The sequence below is a fragment of the Pseudomonas sp. AP42 genome (assembly GCF_001728935.1).
Classification (GTDB): domain Bacteria; phylum Pseudomonadota; class Gammaproteobacteria; order Pseudomonadales; family Pseudomonadaceae; genus Aquipseudomonas; species Aquipseudomonas lactis.
Genome location: NZ_LYSO01000015.1, coordinates 56,720 through 74,887 on the forward strand (window position 1 = coordinate 56,720; position 18,168 = coordinate 74,887).

18 protein-coding genes are annotated in these 18,168 nt (G+C 61.4%); 6 read left to right on the plus strand and 12 right to left on the minus strand.

The features are described 5' to 3' along the window. The first annotated feature begins 45 nt into the window (after positions 1–45). From pqqA to pqqE, 5 genes are all read left to right on the plus strand, one after another. The gene (pqqA, locus tag A7K61_RS31100; RefSeq protein ID WP_003194766.1) at positions 46–120 is read left to right on the plus strand and encodes a pyrroloquinoline quinone precursor peptide PqqA; all 75 of its coding nucleotides are present in this window, start codon (positions 46–48) and stop codon (positions 118–120) included. Between the two features lie 71 nt (positions 121–191). Then, the gene (pqqB, locus tag A7K61_RS08545) at positions 192–1,103 is read left to right on the plus strand and encodes a pyrroloquinoline quinone biosynthesis protein PqqB (protein ID WP_014720194.1); all 912 of its coding nucleotides are present in this window, start codon (positions 192–194) and stop codon (positions 1,101–1,103) included. Between the two features lie 11 nt (positions 1,104–1,114). Continuing rightward, the gene (gene pqqC, locus A7K61_RS08550; protein WP_047711927.1) at positions 1,115–1,867 is read left to right on the plus strand and encodes a pyrroloquinoline-quinone synthase PqqC; all 753 of its coding nucleotides are present in this window, start codon (positions 1,115–1,117) and stop codon (positions 1,865–1,867) included. After that, complete coding sequence (gene pqqD, locus A7K61_RS08555) at positions 1,864–2,139, plus strand: pyrroloquinoline quinone biosynthesis peptide chaperone PqqD (RefSeq protein WP_047711928.1); 276 nt, start codon at positions 1,864–1,866, stop codon at positions 2,137–2,139. Before pqqC ends, pqqD begins: the two co-directional genes overlap by 4 nt. After that, positions 2,132–3,262, plus strand: a complete 1,131-nt coding sequence (gene pqqE / locus A7K61_RS08560; protein ID WP_019817403.1) for a pyrroloquinoline quinone biosynthesis protein PqqE — start codon at positions 2,132–2,134, stop codon at positions 3,260–3,262. The genes pqqD and pqqE overlap by 8 nt, the downstream gene beginning before the upstream one ends. Positions 3,263–3,267: 5 nt before the next feature. On the opposite strand, the gene A7K61_RS08565 is transcribed toward pqqE, so the two are convergent. From A7K61_RS08565 to A7K61_RS08575, 3 genes are all read right to left on the minus strand, one after another. Continuing rightward, entirely contained in the window at positions 3,268–3,426 is a 159-nt protein-coding gene (locus A7K61_RS08565) for a YqaE/Pmp3 family membrane protein (RefSeq protein WP_003194776.1), read from the minus strand. A gap of 93 nt (positions 3,427–3,519) precedes the next feature. Then, positions 3,520–3,837 (minus strand): DNA-binding transcriptional regulator, encoded by a 318-nt coding sequence (locus A7K61_RS08570; protein WP_034133912.1) that lies wholly within the window; start codon positions 3,835–3,837, stop codon positions 3,520–3,522. Between the two features lie 242 nt (positions 3,838–4,079). Further along, positions 4,080–5,342, minus strand: coding sequence for an aspartate aminotransferase family protein (locus A7K61_RS08575; RefSeq protein ID WP_069557407.1), 1,263 nt, complete (start codon positions 5,340–5,342; stop codon positions 4,080–4,082). Between the two features lie 209 nt (positions 5,343–5,551). Between A7K61_RS08575 and A7K61_RS08580 the strand changes: the two genes are divergently transcribed. After that, positions 5,552–6,451 (plus strand): LysR family transcriptional regulator, encoded by a 900-nt coding sequence (locus tag A7K61_RS08580; protein WP_069557408.1) that lies wholly within the window; start codon positions 5,552–5,554, stop codon positions 6,449–6,451. Positions 6,452–6,677: 226 nt separating this feature from the next. Here A7K61_RS08580 and A7K61_RS08585 read toward each other — a convergent pair whose 3' ends face one another. The 9 genes from A7K61_RS08585 to bioF all read right to left on the minus strand — a co-directional run bounded on the left by A7K61_RS08585 (position 6,678) and on the right by bioF (position 18,073). After that, positions 6,678–8,456: an acyl-CoA dehydrogenase C-terminal domain-containing protein gene (locus A7K61_RS08585; RefSeq protein ID WP_044271741.1), complete on the minus strand. Its 1,779-nt coding sequence runs from the start codon at positions 8,454–8,456 to the stop codon at positions 6,678–6,680. A gap of 249 nt (positions 8,457–8,705) precedes the next feature. Continuing rightward, complete coding sequence (locus A7K61_RS08590; RefSeq protein ID WP_069557409.1) at positions 8,706–10,475, minus strand: acyl-CoA dehydrogenase C-terminal domain-containing protein; 1,770 nt, start codon at positions 10,473–10,475, stop codon at positions 8,706–8,708. Between the two features lie 90 nt (positions 10,476–10,565). Continuing rightward, positions 10,566–11,855 (minus strand): diguanylate cyclase, encoded by a 1,290-nt coding sequence (locus A7K61_RS08595; RefSeq protein ID WP_069557410.1) that lies wholly within the window; start codon positions 11,853–11,855, stop codon positions 10,566–10,568. A gap of 317 nt (positions 11,856–12,172) precedes the next feature. Beyond that, positions 12,173–13,978: a phenylacyl-CoA dehydrogenase gene (locus tag A7K61_RS08600; protein ID WP_020302163.1), complete on the minus strand. Its 1,806-nt coding sequence runs from the start codon at positions 13,976–13,978 to the stop codon at positions 12,173–12,175. A 318-nt stretch (positions 13,979–14,296) separates the two neighbouring features. After that, complete coding sequence (locus A7K61_RS08610) at positions 14,297–14,578, minus strand: hypothetical protein (protein ID WP_044271747.1); 282 nt, start codon at positions 14,576–14,578, stop codon at positions 14,297–14,299. A gap of 107 nt (positions 14,579–14,685) precedes the next feature. Further along, complete coding sequence (bioD, locus tag A7K61_RS08615; RefSeq protein WP_047711931.1) at positions 14,686–15,366, minus strand: dethiobiotin synthase; 681 nt, start codon at positions 15,364–15,366, stop codon at positions 14,686–14,688. After that, positions 15,363–16,175, minus strand: coding sequence for a malonyl-ACP O-methyltransferase BioC (gene bioC, locus A7K61_RS08620; protein ID WP_057710290.1), 813 nt, complete (start codon positions 16,173–16,175; stop codon positions 15,363–15,365). Before bioC ends, bioD begins: the two co-directional genes overlap by 4 nt. Next, positions 16,168–16,899, minus strand: coding sequence for an alpha/beta fold hydrolase (locus A7K61_RS08625; RefSeq protein ID WP_032894997.1), 732 nt, complete (start codon positions 16,897–16,899; stop codon positions 16,168–16,170). The genes bioC and A7K61_RS08625 overlap by 8 nt, the downstream gene beginning before the upstream one ends. After that, positions 16,892–18,073 (minus strand): 8-amino-7-oxononanoate synthase, encoded by a 1,182-nt coding sequence (gene bioF / locus A7K61_RS08630; RefSeq protein ID WP_069557412.1) that lies wholly within the window; start codon positions 18,071–18,073, stop codon positions 16,892–16,894. The genes A7K61_RS08625 and bioF overlap by 8 nt, the downstream gene beginning before the upstream one ends. Positions 18,074–18,168: the final 95 nt, after the last annotated feature.

Here is an 18,168-nt window from a genome sequence, read left to right on the forward strand (position 1 = left end):
TATTACTTGGTAGTGAACGTCCCATCCCTTGATAGGAGTAAGAATATGACCTGGTCCAAACCTGCTTACACTGATCTGCGTATTGGTTTCGAAGTCACCATGTACTTCGCCAGCCGTTGATTGGCTGAGTGATACAACGCCTCGGTTCGCCCGGGGCGTTTTTGTTTTGAGCTGTGCTTGATGGAGCGATCATGTTTGTCCAGATTCTAGGTTCCGCCGCCGGCGGTGGCTTCCCGCAGTGGAACTGCAACTGCGTGAACTGCGCAGGTTTTCGTGATGGCAGCCTGCGGGCCCACGCGCGTACCCAGTCGTCCATCGCGATCTCCGACGACGGCGTGAACTGGGTGCTCTGCAATGCCTCGCCGGATATCCGCGCGCAACTCCAGGGCTTTGCGCCCATGCAACCGGGCCGCGCCCTGCGCGATACCGGCATCAGCGCAATCATCCTGATGGACAGTCAGATCGACCACACCACCGGCCTGCTGAGCCTGCGCGAAGGCTGCCCGCATCAGGTGTGGTGCACCGACATGGTCCACGAAGACCTGAGCACAGGCTTCCCGTTGTTCACCATGTTGACCCACTGGAATGGTGGCCTGGCCTGGAACCGCATCGAGCTGGACGCCAGCTTCACCATCCCGGCCTGCCCCAACCTGCGCTTCACCCCGCTGCCGTTGCGCAGCGCCGCGCCGCCCTATTCGCCGCACCGCTTCGACCCTCACCCCGGTGACAACATCGGCCTGATCGTCGAAGACCTGCGCACCGGCGGCAAACTGTTCTACGCCCCTGGGCTGGGCAAGGTCGACGCGCCGCTGTTGGATATCATGGCCGGCAGTGACTGCCTGCTGGTCGACGGCACGATGTGGGACGACGATGAGATGCAGCGCCGTGGGGTCGGCACCCGCACCGGGCGTGAGATGGGCCACCTGGCCCAGAACGGCCCCGGCGGCATGCTTGAAGTGCTGGAGCAACTGCCCAAGCAGCGCAAAGTGCTTATCCACATCAACAACACTAACCCGATCCTCGATGAAGACTCTCCCGAGCGAGCGGAGCTGGTGCGGCGCAATGTCGAAGTGGCTTACGACGGCATGAGCATTGAATTGTAGGAGCGATCGAAATGACCGACACACCGTTGAGCAGGGCTGAGTTCGAAGCGGCCCTGCGCGCCAAGGGCGCCTACTACCATATCCATCACCCCTACCATGTGGCGATGTACGAAGGCCGCGCCAGCCGTGAGCAGATCCAGGGCTGGGTCGCCAATCGCTTCTACTATCAGGTGAATATCCCGCTGAAAGACGCGGCGATCCTGGCCAACTGCCCAGACCGTGAAATCCGTCGCGAATGGATTCAGCGCCTGCTCGACCATGACGGCGCGCCCGGTGAAGACGGCGGTATCGAAGCCTGGCTGCGCCTGGGCCAGGCTGTGGGCCTGGACCCCGACCAATTGCGCTCTCAAGAGCTGGTGCTACCCGGCGTGCGCTTCGCCGTGGACGCCTATGTCAACTTCGCCCGCCGCGCCAGTTGGCAAGAAGCCGCCAGCAGCTCGCTGACCGAGCTGTTCGCGCCGCAAATCCACCAGTCGCGCCTCGACAGTTGGCCCCAGCATTACCCGTGGATCGACCCGGCCGGTTACGAGTACTTCCGCACACGCCTGGGCCAGGCCCGTCGCGATGTGGAACACGGCTTGGCGATCACCCTGCAGCACTACACCACCCGCGAGGGGCAGGAGCGCATGCTGGAAATTCTCCAGTTCAAACTGGACATCCTGTGGAGCATGCTGGACGCCATGAGCATGGCCTACGAACTCAAACGCCCGCCCTATCACAGCGTGACCGAGCAGCGGGTATGGCATAAAGGGATCACCCTATGAGCTTTGATCGCAGCAACACCCCGAACTGGCGCCCGGGCTACCGCTTCCAATACGAGCCGGCGCAAAAAGGCCACGTGTTGCTCTACCCCGAAGGCATGATCAAGCTCAACGACAGCGCCGCATTGATCGGTGGCCTGATCGACGGCGAGCGCGATGTGGCGGCCATTATTGCCGAGCTGGACAAGCAGTTCCCCGGCGTGCCGGAGCTGGGTGACGACATCGAGCAATTCATGGAGGTCGCCCGTGCTGAGCACTGGATCACCCTTGCCTGAGAAGCCCGCCATCGGCCTGCCGCTGTGGCTGCTGGCCGAGCTGACCTATCGCTGCCCGTTGCAGTGCCCGTATTGCTCCAACCCGCTGGATTTCGCCGAGCAGGGCAAGGAGCTGAGCACCGAACAATGGATCAAGGTTTTTCGCGAAGCCCGTGAAATGGGCGCGGCGCAGCTAGGGTTTTCCGGCGGTGAGCCGCTGGTGCGCCAGGACCTGGCCGAACTGATCGGTGAGGCGCGCAAGCTGGGTTTCTACACCAACCTGATCACCTCGGGCATTGGCCTCACCGAGCAAAAAATCAGCGACTTCAAGAAAGCCGGCCTGGACCATATCCAGATCAGCTTCCAGGCCAGTGACGAGCAGGTAAACAACCTGCTGGCCGGCTCGAAAAAAGCCTTCGCGCAAAAACTGGAAATGGCCCGAGCGGTAAAAGCCCACGGCTACCCGATGGTGCTGAACTTCGTGACCCATCGGCACAATATCGACAAGATCGACCGCATCATCGAACTGTGCATTGCGCTGGAAGCGGATTTCGTCGAGCTCGCCACCTGCCAGTTCTACGGTTGGGCGCAGCTCAATCGCGTGGGCTTGCTGCCCACCCGCGAGCAGTTGGTGCGCGCCGAACGCATCACCAATGAATACCGCGCCAAGCTGGAAGCCGAAGGCCACCCGTGCAAGCTGATCTTCGTGACACCGGACTATTACGAAGAGCGCCCCAAAGCCTGCATGAACGGCTGGGGCAGCATCTTCCTGACCGTCACACCCGACGGCACCGCCCTGCCTTGTCACGGCGCAAGGCAGATGCCGGTGCAGTTTCCCAATGTGCGCGACCACAGCATGCAGCACATCTGGTACGACTCATTTGGCTTCAATCGCTTTCGTGGCTACGACTGGATGCCCGAGCCGTGCCGTTCATGCGACGAAAAAGAAAAGGACTTCGGCGGCTGCCGTTGCCAGGCCTTCATGCTCACCGGTGACGCCAGCAACGCCGACCCGGTATGCAGCAAATCCGAGCAGCACGGCATCATCCTTCAGGCGCGGGAAGAGGCCGAACAGGCCACCCAGACCATCGAGCAACTGGCCTTTCGCAATGAGCGCAACTCAAGGCTCATTGCAAAAGGCTGAGGACCTCAACGCTTGGCGATGATGTACACCGCGTGGATGATGCCAGGGAAGTAACCGCACAGGGTCAGCAGGATATTCAGCCAGAAGGCACCGCCGAAGCCTACTTGCAGGAACACACCCAATGGCGGCAGCAGAATGGCGATGATGATACGAATGATGTCCATGGGTCAGCTCCAGAAAATCGGCTCGTGTGAGCCGTGTAGCTAATCGACATTGGCGGTTCGTGAGGGTTCAGTGGATTCTGGCATTGGGCCATCTCAGGCCAGAATCTCCAGCCCATGTTTTTGCACGATGCTCAATAACTTGAGCGCCATGCCACTGGGCCGTTTCTCTCCCGACTCCCATTTTTTGACCGTGGACGCGCTGGTGTTCAGGTAGCGGGCGAATACAGGTTGGCTGACATGGCTGCTTTCCCGTAGTTGCTTGATCTGTTCGGCAGGGATTTGGTCTGGCATGGATAAACATGCCTCATCATATTCTCGCAGAGTGGTTTTGCTGATGGCGCCGACAGCATGAAGCGCTTTGGCTGACTCGTGAATGGACTCAAACGCCTCGCTTTTATACTTTTTGGTCATGATGTATCTCCACAAACTCCTTGAGTCTCATAAAAACATACCACCCAGTGGTATAGATTGAAAGTCGAGCACGTCGTACCCCATCGGCAGTCCTTGCCGACGCCCGCTAAAAAACCACTGTTTCCAGAGAGACTCAATCAACGTTTTCACACCAGAAATTACCCAGACAAAAAAACGCCCCCAGCCAAAAGAATCAGGCTGGAGGCGCCGCGTATGCCGCGAGACGGTTCAGGAAACTGGGGTCAAACGGCGATGCCCTTGCGGCATTGCACTTGAGCGGTGCGCACCCGAGAAAAGGCGCGGGCAAGCCGCAGCAGCATTTCGTCGATGTGGGTTTTGCTGATGTTCAGCGCAGGGGTAAAGCGCAGGCAGTCAGGTTGTGAGGCGGTGAGAATCAGACCTTCGTGCAGCGCGGCCTTGACCACTGCTGCGGCGCAATCGTCCAACAGTGTCAGGCCCCAAAGCAGCCCGTTGCCGCGCAAGGGCCCATGGTCGTAACGGTAGGCCAGGCGGGCAAGGCCTTCTGCCAGGTACAAGCCGGATTCGCGCAGATGCTCGAGAAAGCCGTTCGCCAATACAGCGTCGAGTACCGCGATACCCGCAGATGCCATCAGCGCATTGCCATGATGCGTACCGTCCAACTCGCCCGGTTCGAAGCAACAGGCAGTACCACGCGCCAGCAGCGCCGCCAGGGGCACGCCACCGCCGAGGCCTTTGCCCAGGGCAATGATGTCGGCGCGCACGCCGTATTGTTGTTCGGCCAGCAAGCTGCCACAGCGGCCCACACCGGTTTGCACTTCGTCGAAGATCAGCAGGATCCCCAGCTCACGACACAGGCGTTCGACGCCCTTGAGGTAATGTTCGGTCGCGGGGATGACACCGCCGCCGCTTTGTATCGGCTCCAGCATGATAGCGACGGTCTGCGCATCCACCGCTGCATGCAGGGCCGGCAGATCGTTGAACGGCACCTGGCTGAAACCTGGCAACTGCGGTTCGAAACGGTTTTCGCAGGCCACATCCGACGCCGACATCGCCCCCAAGCTACGGCCATGACAGCCGTTGCTTACGGTGATGATGTGGTAAGCGCCACCGCGATGCAGTTGGCCCCACTTGCGTGCCAACCTGATGGCCGCTTCACAGGCTTCGGCACCGCTGTTGAGCAAATAGGCCTGGTCGCTGCCGGTGTGGTGGCACAGACGGTCGACGAGGTCCAGTTGCGCGCGGTTGTGCAAGCCCAGGCCGGGGTTGATCACGGTGAGCATCTGTTCGGCAATGGCGTCGCGCACGGCCTGGGGACTGTGGCCCAGGCTGTTGGCGCCGCCGCCTTGACTGAAATCCAGATAGGCGCGGTCGTCAGCGTCCGAAAGCCAGGAGCCGTGCCCCTGCACAAATACTTGGGGCGGGCGCGCCACAGTGGGCATCAGGCACTGGCTGGAAACCTCTGCACGCGGGGCATGCACAACCAGGTCATCCAGACTCGGCGCAGAGCGACGGAACAAGTTCACACTTCACCTCCGTTGGCAACCTGACCTTGGTCGATGCCGCCTGCCAATGAGGCCTTCAGATTTTTTGCCTTGCCTATGTAAACGCTATCAACAAAAACGCTGTTCATTGTCCGATCCGGCCCTGTAAGCCCTGCGAATAGGCGCTAGACTAGGCGCCTCGGGGGCCAGCGGCCATTTCGATTTTCCAGCTTTTTCGATAAGCAAACCTTATGGATTTCAAGCAACTGCGTTATTTCGTCGCGGTGTATGAGGAAGGCCACGTAGGCCGTGCCGCGGAGCGTCTGTCCATCTCCCAGCCAGCGCTGTCGCAACAGATTCGCCAACTGGAACAGAACCTCGACGTCAGCCTGTTCGAACGCAGCAGCAAGCGCCTGTTGCCGACCCTGGCGGCCCACACCTTATACAACCACGCATTGCCGCTGATTGATGGCATGCAGCAAGCCGTGGAAGCGCTGCGCAATTTCAAGGGCCAAGCCATGCGCACCCTGGCCATCGGCGTGCTGCAAACCGTGCACACCAGCCTGGTACCACAGATGCTTGAGCGCGTGCGCAAAGCCCAGCCCCATCTAGTGGTGCAGATCTACGAGCTGACCGGGCTTGAGATTGAGCGGCGGTTGCTCAATGGCTCACTCGATATTGGCATCAGCTACCTGCCACCCCGCCAGCCGGGCCTGCATGGCGTGCTGCTGTATGAAGACGAGTTGAAGGTAGTGATTCCTGAAGACCACCCCTTGCGCGAGTTCAAGAAAGTCTCGCTCAAACAAGCCGCCGAATTACCGATGTTGCTGCTGGGGGAAGAGTTTCAGGTTCGGCAGATCTGGCAAGGCCAACTGTCCAACCTCGGGCGGCGCCCGCAAGTGCAGGCGGAGCTCAATACCATGGTGGGCATTCTCGACAGCCTGCCTCACACCCGCTTGGCGACAGTGCTGCCTGGGCGCTCCCAGGACGAACACAACAGCAAGGCGCTGCTGTGGAAACCCTTGAGCGAGCCCAGGGTAGCGCTGAAAGTCGGGCTGGTATGCCGCGATGTGCAACGCCAGCAGGCGACGGTGGCGTTGCTGCGCACCCTGCTGGAAGACGTGATGAATGCTCCGCCGACAAGCGCCTGACTTTTTCGCGGGCAAAAGAAAACCCCGCCGAAGCGGGGCTTTGCAGACTGTTTCCCTGACATCCATTTCACTCCGCCGTCCTGGCAGAATCCTACGTGTCCGTGTTGTTGCTTTGCGCTTCCTGCGCGACGTCCATGTGAAGTAGATTAGCCGTGGATCCAATGTGGCGATAGAGGACGATTAGCAGCACGTCATGTAAGAGAATGCTTACACGCCCTCCGCGCCCTTAAAACAGGGCTTCATCCATCAGGAACAGTGATTCGCTACCGGCTTTTACCGACGCACTCAACGAGTGGATACGCGGCAACAGACGGGCAAAGTAGAAGCGTGCAGTTCCCAGTTTGCTGGCGTAGAAATCCTCCTCACCCTCTTTGCCCAACGCCGCCTTGGCCATGCGCGCCCACATATAGGCATAGGCCATGTAGCCGAACGCATGCAGGTATTCCACCGAGGCCGCGCCGATTTCATTGGCGTTGCTCTTGGCGCGGTCCAGCACCCAGGCCGTCAGCTCATCGAGGTTATCCACAGCCGCACTCAGCGGCGTGGTGAACTCGGCCAACTCAGGGCCCGATGCGGCGATGAACTGGCGGATCTCATCGGCGAACAAGGTATAGAACGCACCGCCGCTACCGACGATCTTGCGGCCCATCAGGTCCAGGGCCTGAATGCCGTTGGTGCCTTCGTAGATCTGGGTGATGCGCACGTCACGCACCAGTTGCTCCTGGCCCCACTCGCGGATGTAACCGTGGCCACCAAACACCTGCTGGCCGAGTACGGTGGTTTCCAGGCCCAGGTCGGTGAGGAACGCCTTGGCAACCGGGGTCAGCAACGCCACCAGGTTATCGGCACGCTCGCGGGCCTGGGCATCGTCACTGAACTTGGCAATGTCCAACTGCGTCGCCACGTAGGTGGAGAACGCCCGGCCGCCTTCGTTCGCCGCCTTCATGGTCAGCAACATGCGACGCACATCCGGATGCACGATGATCGGGTCTGCCGGCTTGTCCTTGGCCTGCGCGCCTAGCGGGGAACGGCTTTGCAGACGGTCGCGGGCATATTCAATCGCGTTCTGATAGGAGCGCTCGCCCGATGCCAAGCCCTGAATGCCAACACCCAGTCGCTCATAGTTCATCATGGTGAACATCGCCGCCAAGCCACGGTTGGGCTCACCAACCAAGTAGCCCACGGCTTCGTCGAAGTTCATCACACAGGTGGCGGAGGCCTGGATGCCCATCTTGTGCTCAATGGAACCGCAGTTCACCGGGTTACGCGCACCCAGGCTGCCATCGGCATTCACCAAAAACTTCGGTACCAGGAACAGCGAGATGCCCTTGGGCCCGGCCGGTGCGTCCGGCAGTTTGGCCAGCACCAAGTGGATGATGTTGTCGGTGAGGTCGTGCTCGCCGCCGGTGATGAAGATCTTGGTGCCGCTGACCTTGTAGGAACCGTCCGCCTGAGGCTCGGCCTTGGTGCGGATCATCCCCAGGTCGGTACCGGCATGGGCTTCCGTCAGGCACATGGAACCGGCCCACTCACCGGAATACATCTTCGGCAGGTAGGTGGCCTTGAGTGCTTCACTGGCGTGGGTGTTGATGGAGACACAGGCGCCGGAGGTCAACATCGGGTACAGGCCGAAGGCCAGGCTCGACGAGTTGATCATTTCTTCAACCTGCGCCGACACCGCCTTGGGCATGCCCATGCCGCCGTAGGTCGGGTCGCCGCCCACGCCTACCCAGCCGCCTTCGGCGTAGGTGCTGTAGGCCTGGGGGAAACCGTCGGGCGTCGTGACGGCGCCGCCTGCCCAATGGCAGCCTTGCTCATCGCCGCCGCGGCTGAGTGGGGCGATGGATTTGGCGGTGACTTTGCCGGCCTCCTCCAGGATCGCCTCGACAGTTTCGGCGTCAACGCTGTCTGCCAATGCCGGTAACTGGGCCCAAGTATTAGCGACCTCAAAAACTTCGTTGAGGACGAAGCGCATATCACGCAACGGCGCTTTGTAATCAGCCATGGCAAACCTCGTGAGAACGTGAAAAATGATTCGATAGGATCGGTTTTACAGGCGTCGAGTGTACCCGAACAACTTTTAAGACACATAGGGTCCGTTCGTGACCATTAAGTATTTATAAGTCACATACAAACCATTGTGGGAGCGGGCTTGCTCGCGAATGCGGCGTGTCAGTCGCTACATCTTTGACTGTACCAGCGCATTCGCGGGCAAGCCCGCTCCCGCATTTTGACCCCGAGCAATCAGTGACCTCTACAGTGCAAAGGCCTGCGCCGGTAAGCTCATCAGGCATTCGCTCCCCGCCTCCACCGCAGCACGGTGCATGGCCGTACGCGGCAACAGGCGCTTGAAATAAAAGTCGCAGGTCGCAAGCTTCGCCTGGACAAACCCTGGGTCATCCTGGGCTTGCGCCGCGATCGCCATGCGCAACCACAAGTAGGCAAGGATGATGTAACCGCTGTACATCAGGTAATCCATCGCCGCAGCGCCCACTTCGTCAGGGTTTTTCATCGCCGCCGTGCCGACCTTCAGGGTCAGCTCGCCCCACTGCTGGTTCAGCTCATTGAGCTGCGTCACATGGGCCTTGAGCTGCGCATGCTCGGCATTGGCCGCGCAGAACTTATGCACAATTTTGGTAAACCCACGCAGCAACTTGCCCTGGCTGCCCAATACCTTGCGCCCGAGCAGGTCCAGAGCCTGGATGCCGTTGGTGCCTTCATAGATCGGGGCGATACGTGCGTCACGGGCCAGTTGCTCCATGCCCCACTCACGAATATAGCCATGGCCACCGAATACCTGCATGCCGTGGTTGGTCACCTCCAGGCCGGTTTCGGTCATGAAGGCTTTGCAGATCGGCGTGAGGAAGGCCAACAGGTCCTCGGCTTCCTGGCGTTGGCCGGCGTCGCTGCCCAGGTGCGCGGTATCGAGCAGTTGCGCGGTGAAATAGGTCAAGGCGCGGTTGCCTTCGTTGAAGGCTTTCATGGTCAGCAACATGCGACGGACATCGGCGTGCACGATGATCGGGTCGGCGGCTTTCTCCGGGGCCTTGGCACCGGTCAGCGAGCGCATCTGCAAACGGTCGTTGGCGTACTTGATCGCGCCCTGGAAGCTCGCCTCGCCGTTGCACAGGCCCTGCATGCCGGTGCCCAGGCGCGCGTGGTTCATCATGGTGAACATGCAGTTGAGGCCCTTGTTCGCCTCGCCAATCAAAAAGCCCTTGGCGCCATCGAAGTTCAACACGCAGGTGGCCGAGGCCTTGATGCCCATCTTGTGTTCGATGGAGCCGCAGTGCACCGCATTGCGCTCGCCGGAGTCGGCATGGAACTTGGGCACGATAAACAATGAGATGCCCTTGGTGCCCGCCGGCGCGTCCGGCAGCTTGGCCAGCACCAGGTGGATGATATTGGCGCTCATGTCGTGCTCGCCGGCCGAGATGAAGATCTTGCTGCCGGTGACCGCGTAACTGCCGTCCGCCTGTGGCACGGCGCGTGTCTTGATCAAGCCCAGGTCGGTGCCGCAGTGGGCTTCGGTCAGGCACATGGTGCCGGTCCATTCGCCGGCGGTGAGTTTGCTCAGGTAGGTGGCTTTCTGTTCGTCGGTGCCGTGAGCGTGGATGGCCGACATCGCGCCGTGGGTCAGGCCCGGGTACATGCCCCAGGAGGTGTTGCTGGAGCCGATCATCTCGCTCAGCACCAGGCCCAGGGAATGGGGCAGGCCCTGGCCACCGTAGGCCGGGTCTGCCGCCACGCCATGCCAGCCACCCTCAACATACTGGGCAAAGGCTTGCTTGAAGCCTTTGGGCGTGGTCACCACGCCATTATCGAAATGGCAGCCCTCTTCATCGCCGCTGCGATTGAGCGGCGCGAGTACGTTTTCACAGAATCTGGCGCCTTCTTCGAGGATCGCACTGACCATGTCCGGGCTGGCATCCGTGGCGCCCAGGGCCGCATAGTGGCCGTGGAAATCGAATACGGTGTCGATCAGAAAGCGCATGTCGCGCAGGGGAGCTTTGTACTCAGGCATGGCAATGTCTCCGGCAGCAGATAGGGTTAACCTACTGCCGGCCATGGCCGTGGACAATCACTGTAGCGCTGCTGAATACAGCGCCATTACTCAACCGGCAGCGCTTTGCATGCGCACCGCGCCACGGCGGGTTTGCCCGGCCGCGACCACACAATTACGCCCCGCCCCCTTGGCGGCGTACAACGCCTGGTCGGCGGACTTGAGCACCTCGTCGGGGCTACGCTGCTCGGCCTGGCGCTCGGCCACGCCGATGCTTACCGTCACCGACACACTGGATGCTCCGCTGCCCGCACGGCGTTGGCGGCCTTGATGGTCGTCCTGGGGGCGGTCCGGGTTGCGCAACTTGATGTCGTAGCTGGCGATGATCTCGCGGATCTCCTCCAGGTGCGGCATGCACTCATCCAAAGTCTTGCCGGCAAACACCACGGCAAACTCTTCACCGCCGTAACGGTAAGCCCGCCCACCACCGCTGACCTTGGACAGCTTGCTCGCCACCAGGCGCAGCACCTGGTCGCCCACGTCGTGGCCGTGGGTGTCATTGAAACGCTTGAAGTGATCGACGTCGCTCATCGCCAGCACATAGTTACGCCCCAGCCGCTGCATGCGCTCGTTGAGCGCACGGCGCCCCGGCAAGCCGGTGAGTTCATCACGGAACGCCATTTGATACGCCTCGTGTGCCACCCCCGCAGCGATCATCAGCATCACCTGGCTGCACATGATGTTGAGGGTGAACGGCAAGATGAACGTTTGCGGCAACATCCAGAACATCCCCAGCAGCCCCACCAGTTGCGCGGCGTGCAGCGGGCGCGGCTGGTACCAGTATTGGGCGGCCAGAGTGAGAAAGCCGATCAGGAACATCGGGTACGAGAGTTGGATCAGGCTCATCCACGCGCCGTGCAGCATCGGCCAGCGAATCTCCGCCAACCAGCCCAGCAAGGCCTGGGGAAAACTCTGCTCCAAGGCCAGCGCCACACTGCCCACCGCCAGCAGCACCGCGCAGCGGGCGACGAAGTCACGGAACAGATGGGTCTTTTCCTGCCACAGCGCATAGATGCTGAACAGCAAGGGCAACAGCAGGCAACACAGGTGGAACACCACCGCAGCGTCTTCACGCACGCGGCCGTTGTCACGGTAGAAGTCGGTCTGGGTATCCAGCAGGAAATAGGCGACGTACACCGTGACCATCAGGAACAGTTCACGCTGGCGTCGATACACCGCGCAATAGGCACCGCCAAGCAACAGGACCAGGGTGGGCAACACGTTGAACAGCGAGGTGAAGAAGACGCTGAGGTCCTTGACGTACGCAGCCGAAAGCCCGGCCAGCAACAGCAGCAGCGAAGGGAGAAAATGGCTGAAACGTACAGCGGACACGCGTGACAAGGGTAAAACTCCGACCCGCAAACAAATAATGGCACTGTGCCTCTAAGCGGTCAGTTAAGCACAACCGACCGGGCATGTATCACATTGCCATCACTGTAACGGCAGCTCACCGCAATCCCTGAGTGCATCACTGCGGTTTTTTATGCGCGCCTTCTGTAGGAGCGAGCTTGCTCGCGAAAATGTCACCGGCACCGCGTTTAATCAGGCCGCCCGCATTATCGTTAGCGACCTTCGCGAGCAAGCTCGCTCCTACAGGAGTGCAAAAAAACCGCCGCGTCCCGAAGGAGGCGGCGGTTTTTAGAAGAGCCCGGTAAGGCTTAGTAAGCCAGGCCGAAGTCTTCTTCTTTCATGTCCATCAGGTTGTTGGCGCCCGACAGCATGGTTGCCACGTGGGTGCGGGTACGCGGCAGGATGCGCTGGAAGTAGAAGCGCGCAGTCTGCAATTTGGCGGTGTAGAACGCCTCTTCGCTGGTGCCAGCGGCCAGTTTCTCGGCGGCCAGGCGTGCCATGTCGGCCCAGAAGTAAGCCAGGCACGCGTAACCGGAGTACATCAGGTAGTCCACCGAAGCGGCGCCGACTTCTTCACGGTCTTTCATCGCGGCCATGCCGACCTTCATGGTCAACTCGCCCCACTCTTTGTTCAGTGCCGCCAGCGGTGCAACGAACTCTTTGACCGCTTCGTTGCCTTCGTTGGCTTGGCAGAACTTGTGCACGATCTTGGTGAAGCCCTTGAGCGCTTCGCCTTGGGTCATCAGCACTTTACGGCCGAGCAGGTCCAGCGCCTGAATGCCGGTGGTGCCTTCGTACAGCATCGAAATGCGGCTGTCGCGAACGTTCTGCTCCATGCCCCACTCAGCGATAAAGCCGTGGCCACCGTAGATCTGCACGCCGTGGTTGGCCGATTCAAAACCGACTTCGGTCATGAACGCCTTGGCGATCGGGGTCATGAAGGCCAACAGGGCATCGGCCTGCTTCTTGGCTTCGTCGTCGGTGCCGTACTTGACGATGTCCACTTGCTTGGCGGTGAAGTACACCATCGCACGGTTACCTTCGGCGAAGGCTTTCATGGTCAGCAGCATGCGGCGTACGTCAGGGTGCACGATGATCGGGTCAGCGGCTTTGTCCGGTGCTTTCGGGCCGGTCAGGGAGCGCATTTGCAGGCGATCACGCGCATATTTCAAGCCGCCCTGGAAACCGATCTCGGCGTGGGCCAGGCCTTGCAGCGCGGTGCCCAGGCGAGCGGTGTTCATAAAGGTGAACATGCAGTTCAGGCCTTTGTTCGCCGGGCCGATCAGGAAACCGGTGGCCGCGTCGAAGTTCATCACGCAGGTGGCGTTGCCGTGGATGCCCATCTTGTGTTCCAGGGAACCACAGGTGACCGCGTTGCGCTCGCCCACCGAACCATCGGCGTTGGGCAGGAACTTGGGCACGATAAACAGCGAGATACCTTTGGTGCCAGCCGGTGCGTCCGGCAGGCGGGCCAGTACGATGTGGACGATGTTGTCGGCCATGTCGTGTTCGCCGGCCGAGATGAAGATCTTGGTACCGGAGACTTTGTAGGAACCGTCAGCCTGAGGCTCGGCCTTGGTGCGCAGCATGCCCAGGTCGGTGCCGCAGTGTGGCTCGGTCAGGCACATGGTGCCGGTCCATTCGCCCGACACCAGCTTGGTCAGGTAAGCGTCTTGCTGCTCGGGGGTGCCGTGCTCGGAAATGGTGTTCATCGCGCCATGGGACAGGCCAGGGTACATGCCCCACGACCAGTTGGCTTCGCCGACCATTTCGCTCACAGCCAGGCCCAGGGATTCCGGCAGGCCTTGGCCACCGTGCTCCACGTCGTGGGCCAGGCTTGGCCAGCCGCCTTCGACGAATTGTTTGTAGGCTTCTTTGAAACCTGCTGGGGTTTTAACGCCTGACTCACTCCAGGTACACCCTTCGATGTCGCCCACGCGGTTCAAGGGTGCCAGTACTTGCTCACAGAACTTGGCGCCTTCTTCGAGGATGGCGTCGACCATGTCCGGGGTAGCGTCCTGGCAAGCCGGCAGGCTCTGATAGTGCGCTTCATAACCGAGCAGTTCGTCACGAACGAAGCGAATATCACGCAAGGGGGCCTTGTAGTCAGGCATAGCGATAAACCTCTGCTGATGTAGCTGGGATGAACAACCGCGTGGATTTGTTATGGCGGTCAAACAGGTGTTTGAAACATACGTTTACGACCCAGGGTTGTCAAGCGTCGGCCAGATGCCGTTTGTCTTGAGGCGGGTCAGCGTCAGGCACGCTAAGGCCTGCGGCGGGATGCCACACAGAACTTTTAGGAAAGATGAAGTTTTTTGTAGGGGCGAGCTTGCTCGCGAAGGACATCAGCACACCGTGCTAGTCCAGGCGGTACGCGTTATCGTTGGCGTTTTTCGCGAGCAAGCTCGCTCCTACAGGGTGGGACGGGATCAGGCGTAGGTATCGATCAAGGTACCGAGCATTTCATCCGAAGCCTTGGCGACTTTCGCCCCCAGCTCGACTTGAAACTTGCCCTGGGCCATTTCCACCATGTTGCTTGCCGAGTTGGACGCTTGGGCGCGGTCATTGGCTTGCAGACGGTCGCTTTGCGCGGCCGATGGCTGGGTGGTCGCGGCGCTGGCAATCTTGCCGGCCGCCTGGTCGACACGGTTCTGCCCGGTCTGAATGCTGCTCAGGCCCGAATAAAACGCGCTGCTTCCAGAGATGTCCATGGCGTAAGCCTGCCTTTGAGAAAATCGTGAAGCCCGATTGAACCAGACATCCTGGCAAAAGGCCCGTCAAAAACACTAATGGCATATTGCCTTAGCGATAGCCAAAATCAGTCAAGCAGGTCCAGCTCCAGGTACTCGGCCACTGCGGCGGCCCCAGCATGTTTGAGTTTCGGCACTCGCCCCAGGCAAGGCGCGGGCAGGCGCTCAGCCAGGGTGGCGAGGTTTTCTTCCAGACGGGAGGTCTTGGGGTCGATGATATTTGCCACCCAGCCCGCCAGCGGCAAGCCATCCCGTGCGATGGCTTCGGCGGTGAGCAACGCGTGGCTGATGCACCCCAGGCGCACGCCTACCACCAGGATCACCGGCAGTTTGAGCGCCATGGCCAGGTCCGACAGGTTGGCCTGGTCGGCCAAGGGCACGCGCCAACCGCCCGCCCCTTCGATCAAAGTGAAGTCTGCGCCCCGTGCCAGGATCTGCTGCATCGGTTTGAGCAGCGATTGCACCGTGAGCCCGACGCCCGCCTCGCGCGCCGCCAGATGCGGCGCGATAGCCGGCTCGAAGGCCACCGGGTTGACTTCGGCATAACTGAGCGGCACGGAACACTCGGCCAGCAGCGCCAACGCATCGGCATTGCGCAACCCCTTGGCCGTCAGTTGGCAGCCCGACGCCACCGGCTTTCCGGCGGCCGTGCTTTTGCCGGCGAGCCTGGCGGCATGCAACAGGCCGGCGGCGATGGTGGTCTTGCCAACATCGGTGTCTGTACCGGTGATGAAGTACGCGGCGCTCATAGCGGTTTCTCCAGTACGGCATACACCACTTGGTAAGTGGCGGGCAGGCCCTGGGCCTGGCGGAACTGCTCGTAGGCCTCTACCAGCGCGACAATCCGCGCACGGCCCGTCAACCCTCCCGGGCGGCCTGGGTTGAGGTTGTGGGCGCCCAATGCCTTGAGCTCATGGGTCAGGCTGCGCACATCCGGGTAATGCAACACATGGGGCTGTCGCTCCAGGCTGATCACGCGCAAACCACTGGCTGCACACAGTTGCTGATAAGCCTCGAAGGTGCGGAAGCGATTGACGTGGACCAGGCCGTCCGCCGCCCGCCAACTTTCGCGCAACTCATCCAGGGTGCCTACGCACAGGCTGGCAAAGGCCAGCACGCCACCTGGTCGCAGCACACGCTGGGCTTCGCTGAGCACCGCATCAAAATGGGCACACCACTGCACCGCGAGGCTGGAGAAGAGCAGCTCGAAGCCGTCAGCTGCAAGCGGCAAGCGTTCTGCATCACCGGCTATAAAGTGCGCGGCGCCACCCAGCGGACGCGCGTGGTTGAGCATGCCCTCGGCAATGTCCAGCGCCACACCTTGGCTACCGGGCAAACGCTCGCCCAATACGCGGCTGAAGTAACCCGTGCCGCAGCCCATGTCCAGCCAACGCTGGGGCACCAGACCGTGCGGCAAGCGGCCGAGCAGTTCATGCCCGACCGCACGCTGCAACTCGGCGACGCTGTCGTAACTGGCCGCCGCACGGGAGAACGAGGCCGCGACCTGGCGCTTGTCCGGCAAGCCCCCAGGCAAGGGCGGGTGGGATAGGTCAGTCATCAACACACTCATGCAAAAAAGCCTGGATAGCCCCGGCTACTCCGTGAGGGTCTTCCAGAAGAAACGCGTGACCGGCCTGTTCAATCAGGCCGATTTCCACATCGGGAAGCAAGGCCAGCAGGTCGCTGGCGGCTTCGGCAGGCACCAGCTCATCCAGGCCGGCAAACAGGTGCAACTGTGGGCCGCGAAAAGCCTGCAAGGCCGCCCGCGTATCCAGTTGGGCCAGCAGTTCCAGGCCGGGCATCAAGACGCTGGGGGAGGTATTCGGCGCGCCGCTGACCAATAACCGCGACAAGCCCCGCGGGTCCTCGGCCCCCTTGGCACACAACAGGCCAAAACGCTTGAGCGTGACTTGGGAATCAGCGTGACAGCCGGCCAGAAATGCATCGAAGGTTTCGGCAGGCATCCCGTGAGGCCAGCCATCATGGGCGACGAAACACGGGTTGCTCGCCAGGGTCAGCAAACCGCAGCACCGCTCGCCACGGCGCGCCGCCAACTCCGACGCGAGCATGCCGCCCAGCGACCAGCCCCCAAGCCAGGCGTTGTCCGGCAGCGTCGCATCGAGTTCGTCGAGCCATTCACCGAGTTCGCTGGCCTCAAGCGCCGGCAAGGGTTCGATCTGTACCTGCAAGTGCTCGTTCAGGCCGTGCAGCGCAGCGGCCAACGGCTCCAGCGGTGACACACCCAGGCCCCAGCCCGGTAGCAGGATCAGTCGATTACGCATGGCCAGACTCCGAGTCGCCTAATAAGCGAAAACACGCTTGCAACCCTTCTAACAGTAGCTGCACCTGCGCTTCGCTGTGGGCTGCCGTCAATGTCACCCGCAGACGGGCACTGCCGGCGGGCACGGTGGGTGGGCGAATGGCGGTCACCATCAGGCCGCGCTCGCGCAGCATCTGCGACAGGCGCAGTGCCCGGGCGCTGTCGCCAATCAGGATCGGTTGGATCGGCGTAAAGCTGTCCATCAACGCCAGGCCTATCTGCTCGGCGCCGCAACGGAACTGGCGGATCAGCGCGTTGAGGTGCTCGCGTCGCCACTGTTCGCTGCGCAGCAGCTCCAGGCTTTTGAGGGTGGCGCAGGCCAGTGCCGGTGGCTGGCTGGTGGTGTAGATATACGGGCGGGCGAATTGGATCAGGCTCTCGATCAAGTCCTCACTGCCGGCCACAAAGGCCCCGGCAGTGCCGAACGCTTTGCCCAAGGTGCCAACCAGCACGGGCACGTCGTCCTGGCTCAAGCCGAAATGCTCGACGATACCGCCGCCATTGGCGCCCAGCGGGCCGAAACCATGGGCGTCATCCACCATCAGCCAGGCCCCTTTGGCCCGGGTTTCACGGGCCAGCGCGGGCAGGTCGGCAAGGTCGCCGTCCATACTGAACACACCGTCGGTGACCACCAAGGTATTGCCGGTGGCTTTCTCCAGGCGCTTGGCCAGGCTGCCCGCGTCGTTATGCAAGTAGCGGTTGAAACGCGCACCGGACAGCAAGCCGGCATCCAGCAAGGACGCGTGGTTAAGCCGGTCTTCCAGTACCGTATCGCCCTGCCCCACCAGCGCCGTGACCGCGCCGAGGTTGGCCATGTAGCCGGTGGTGAACAGCAAGGCACGCGGGCGACCGGTCAAGTCAGCCAGGGCTTCTTCCAGTTCATGGTGCGGCGTGGCGTGGCCCACCACCAAATGCGAAGCGCCACCGCCCACGCCCCAACGGGACGCACCGGCGCGCCAGGCTTCGATCACTTGCGGGTGATTGGCAAGGCCCAGGTAATCGTTATTGCAGAAGGCCAACAACGGTTGCCCGTCCACCACCACCTGCGGGCCTTGGGGGCTCTGCAGCAAGGGGCGCTGGCGGTAAAGATGGTCGGCACGGCGGGCAGCGAGGCGCGCGGCGAGATCGAAAGACATGCTGGCCTCGATTTAACAGGTTCAACTGCGTCCAATGTGGGAGCTGGCTTGCCTGCGATAGCGGTCCTTCTGACACTTCTACGCTGAAAGTGCCG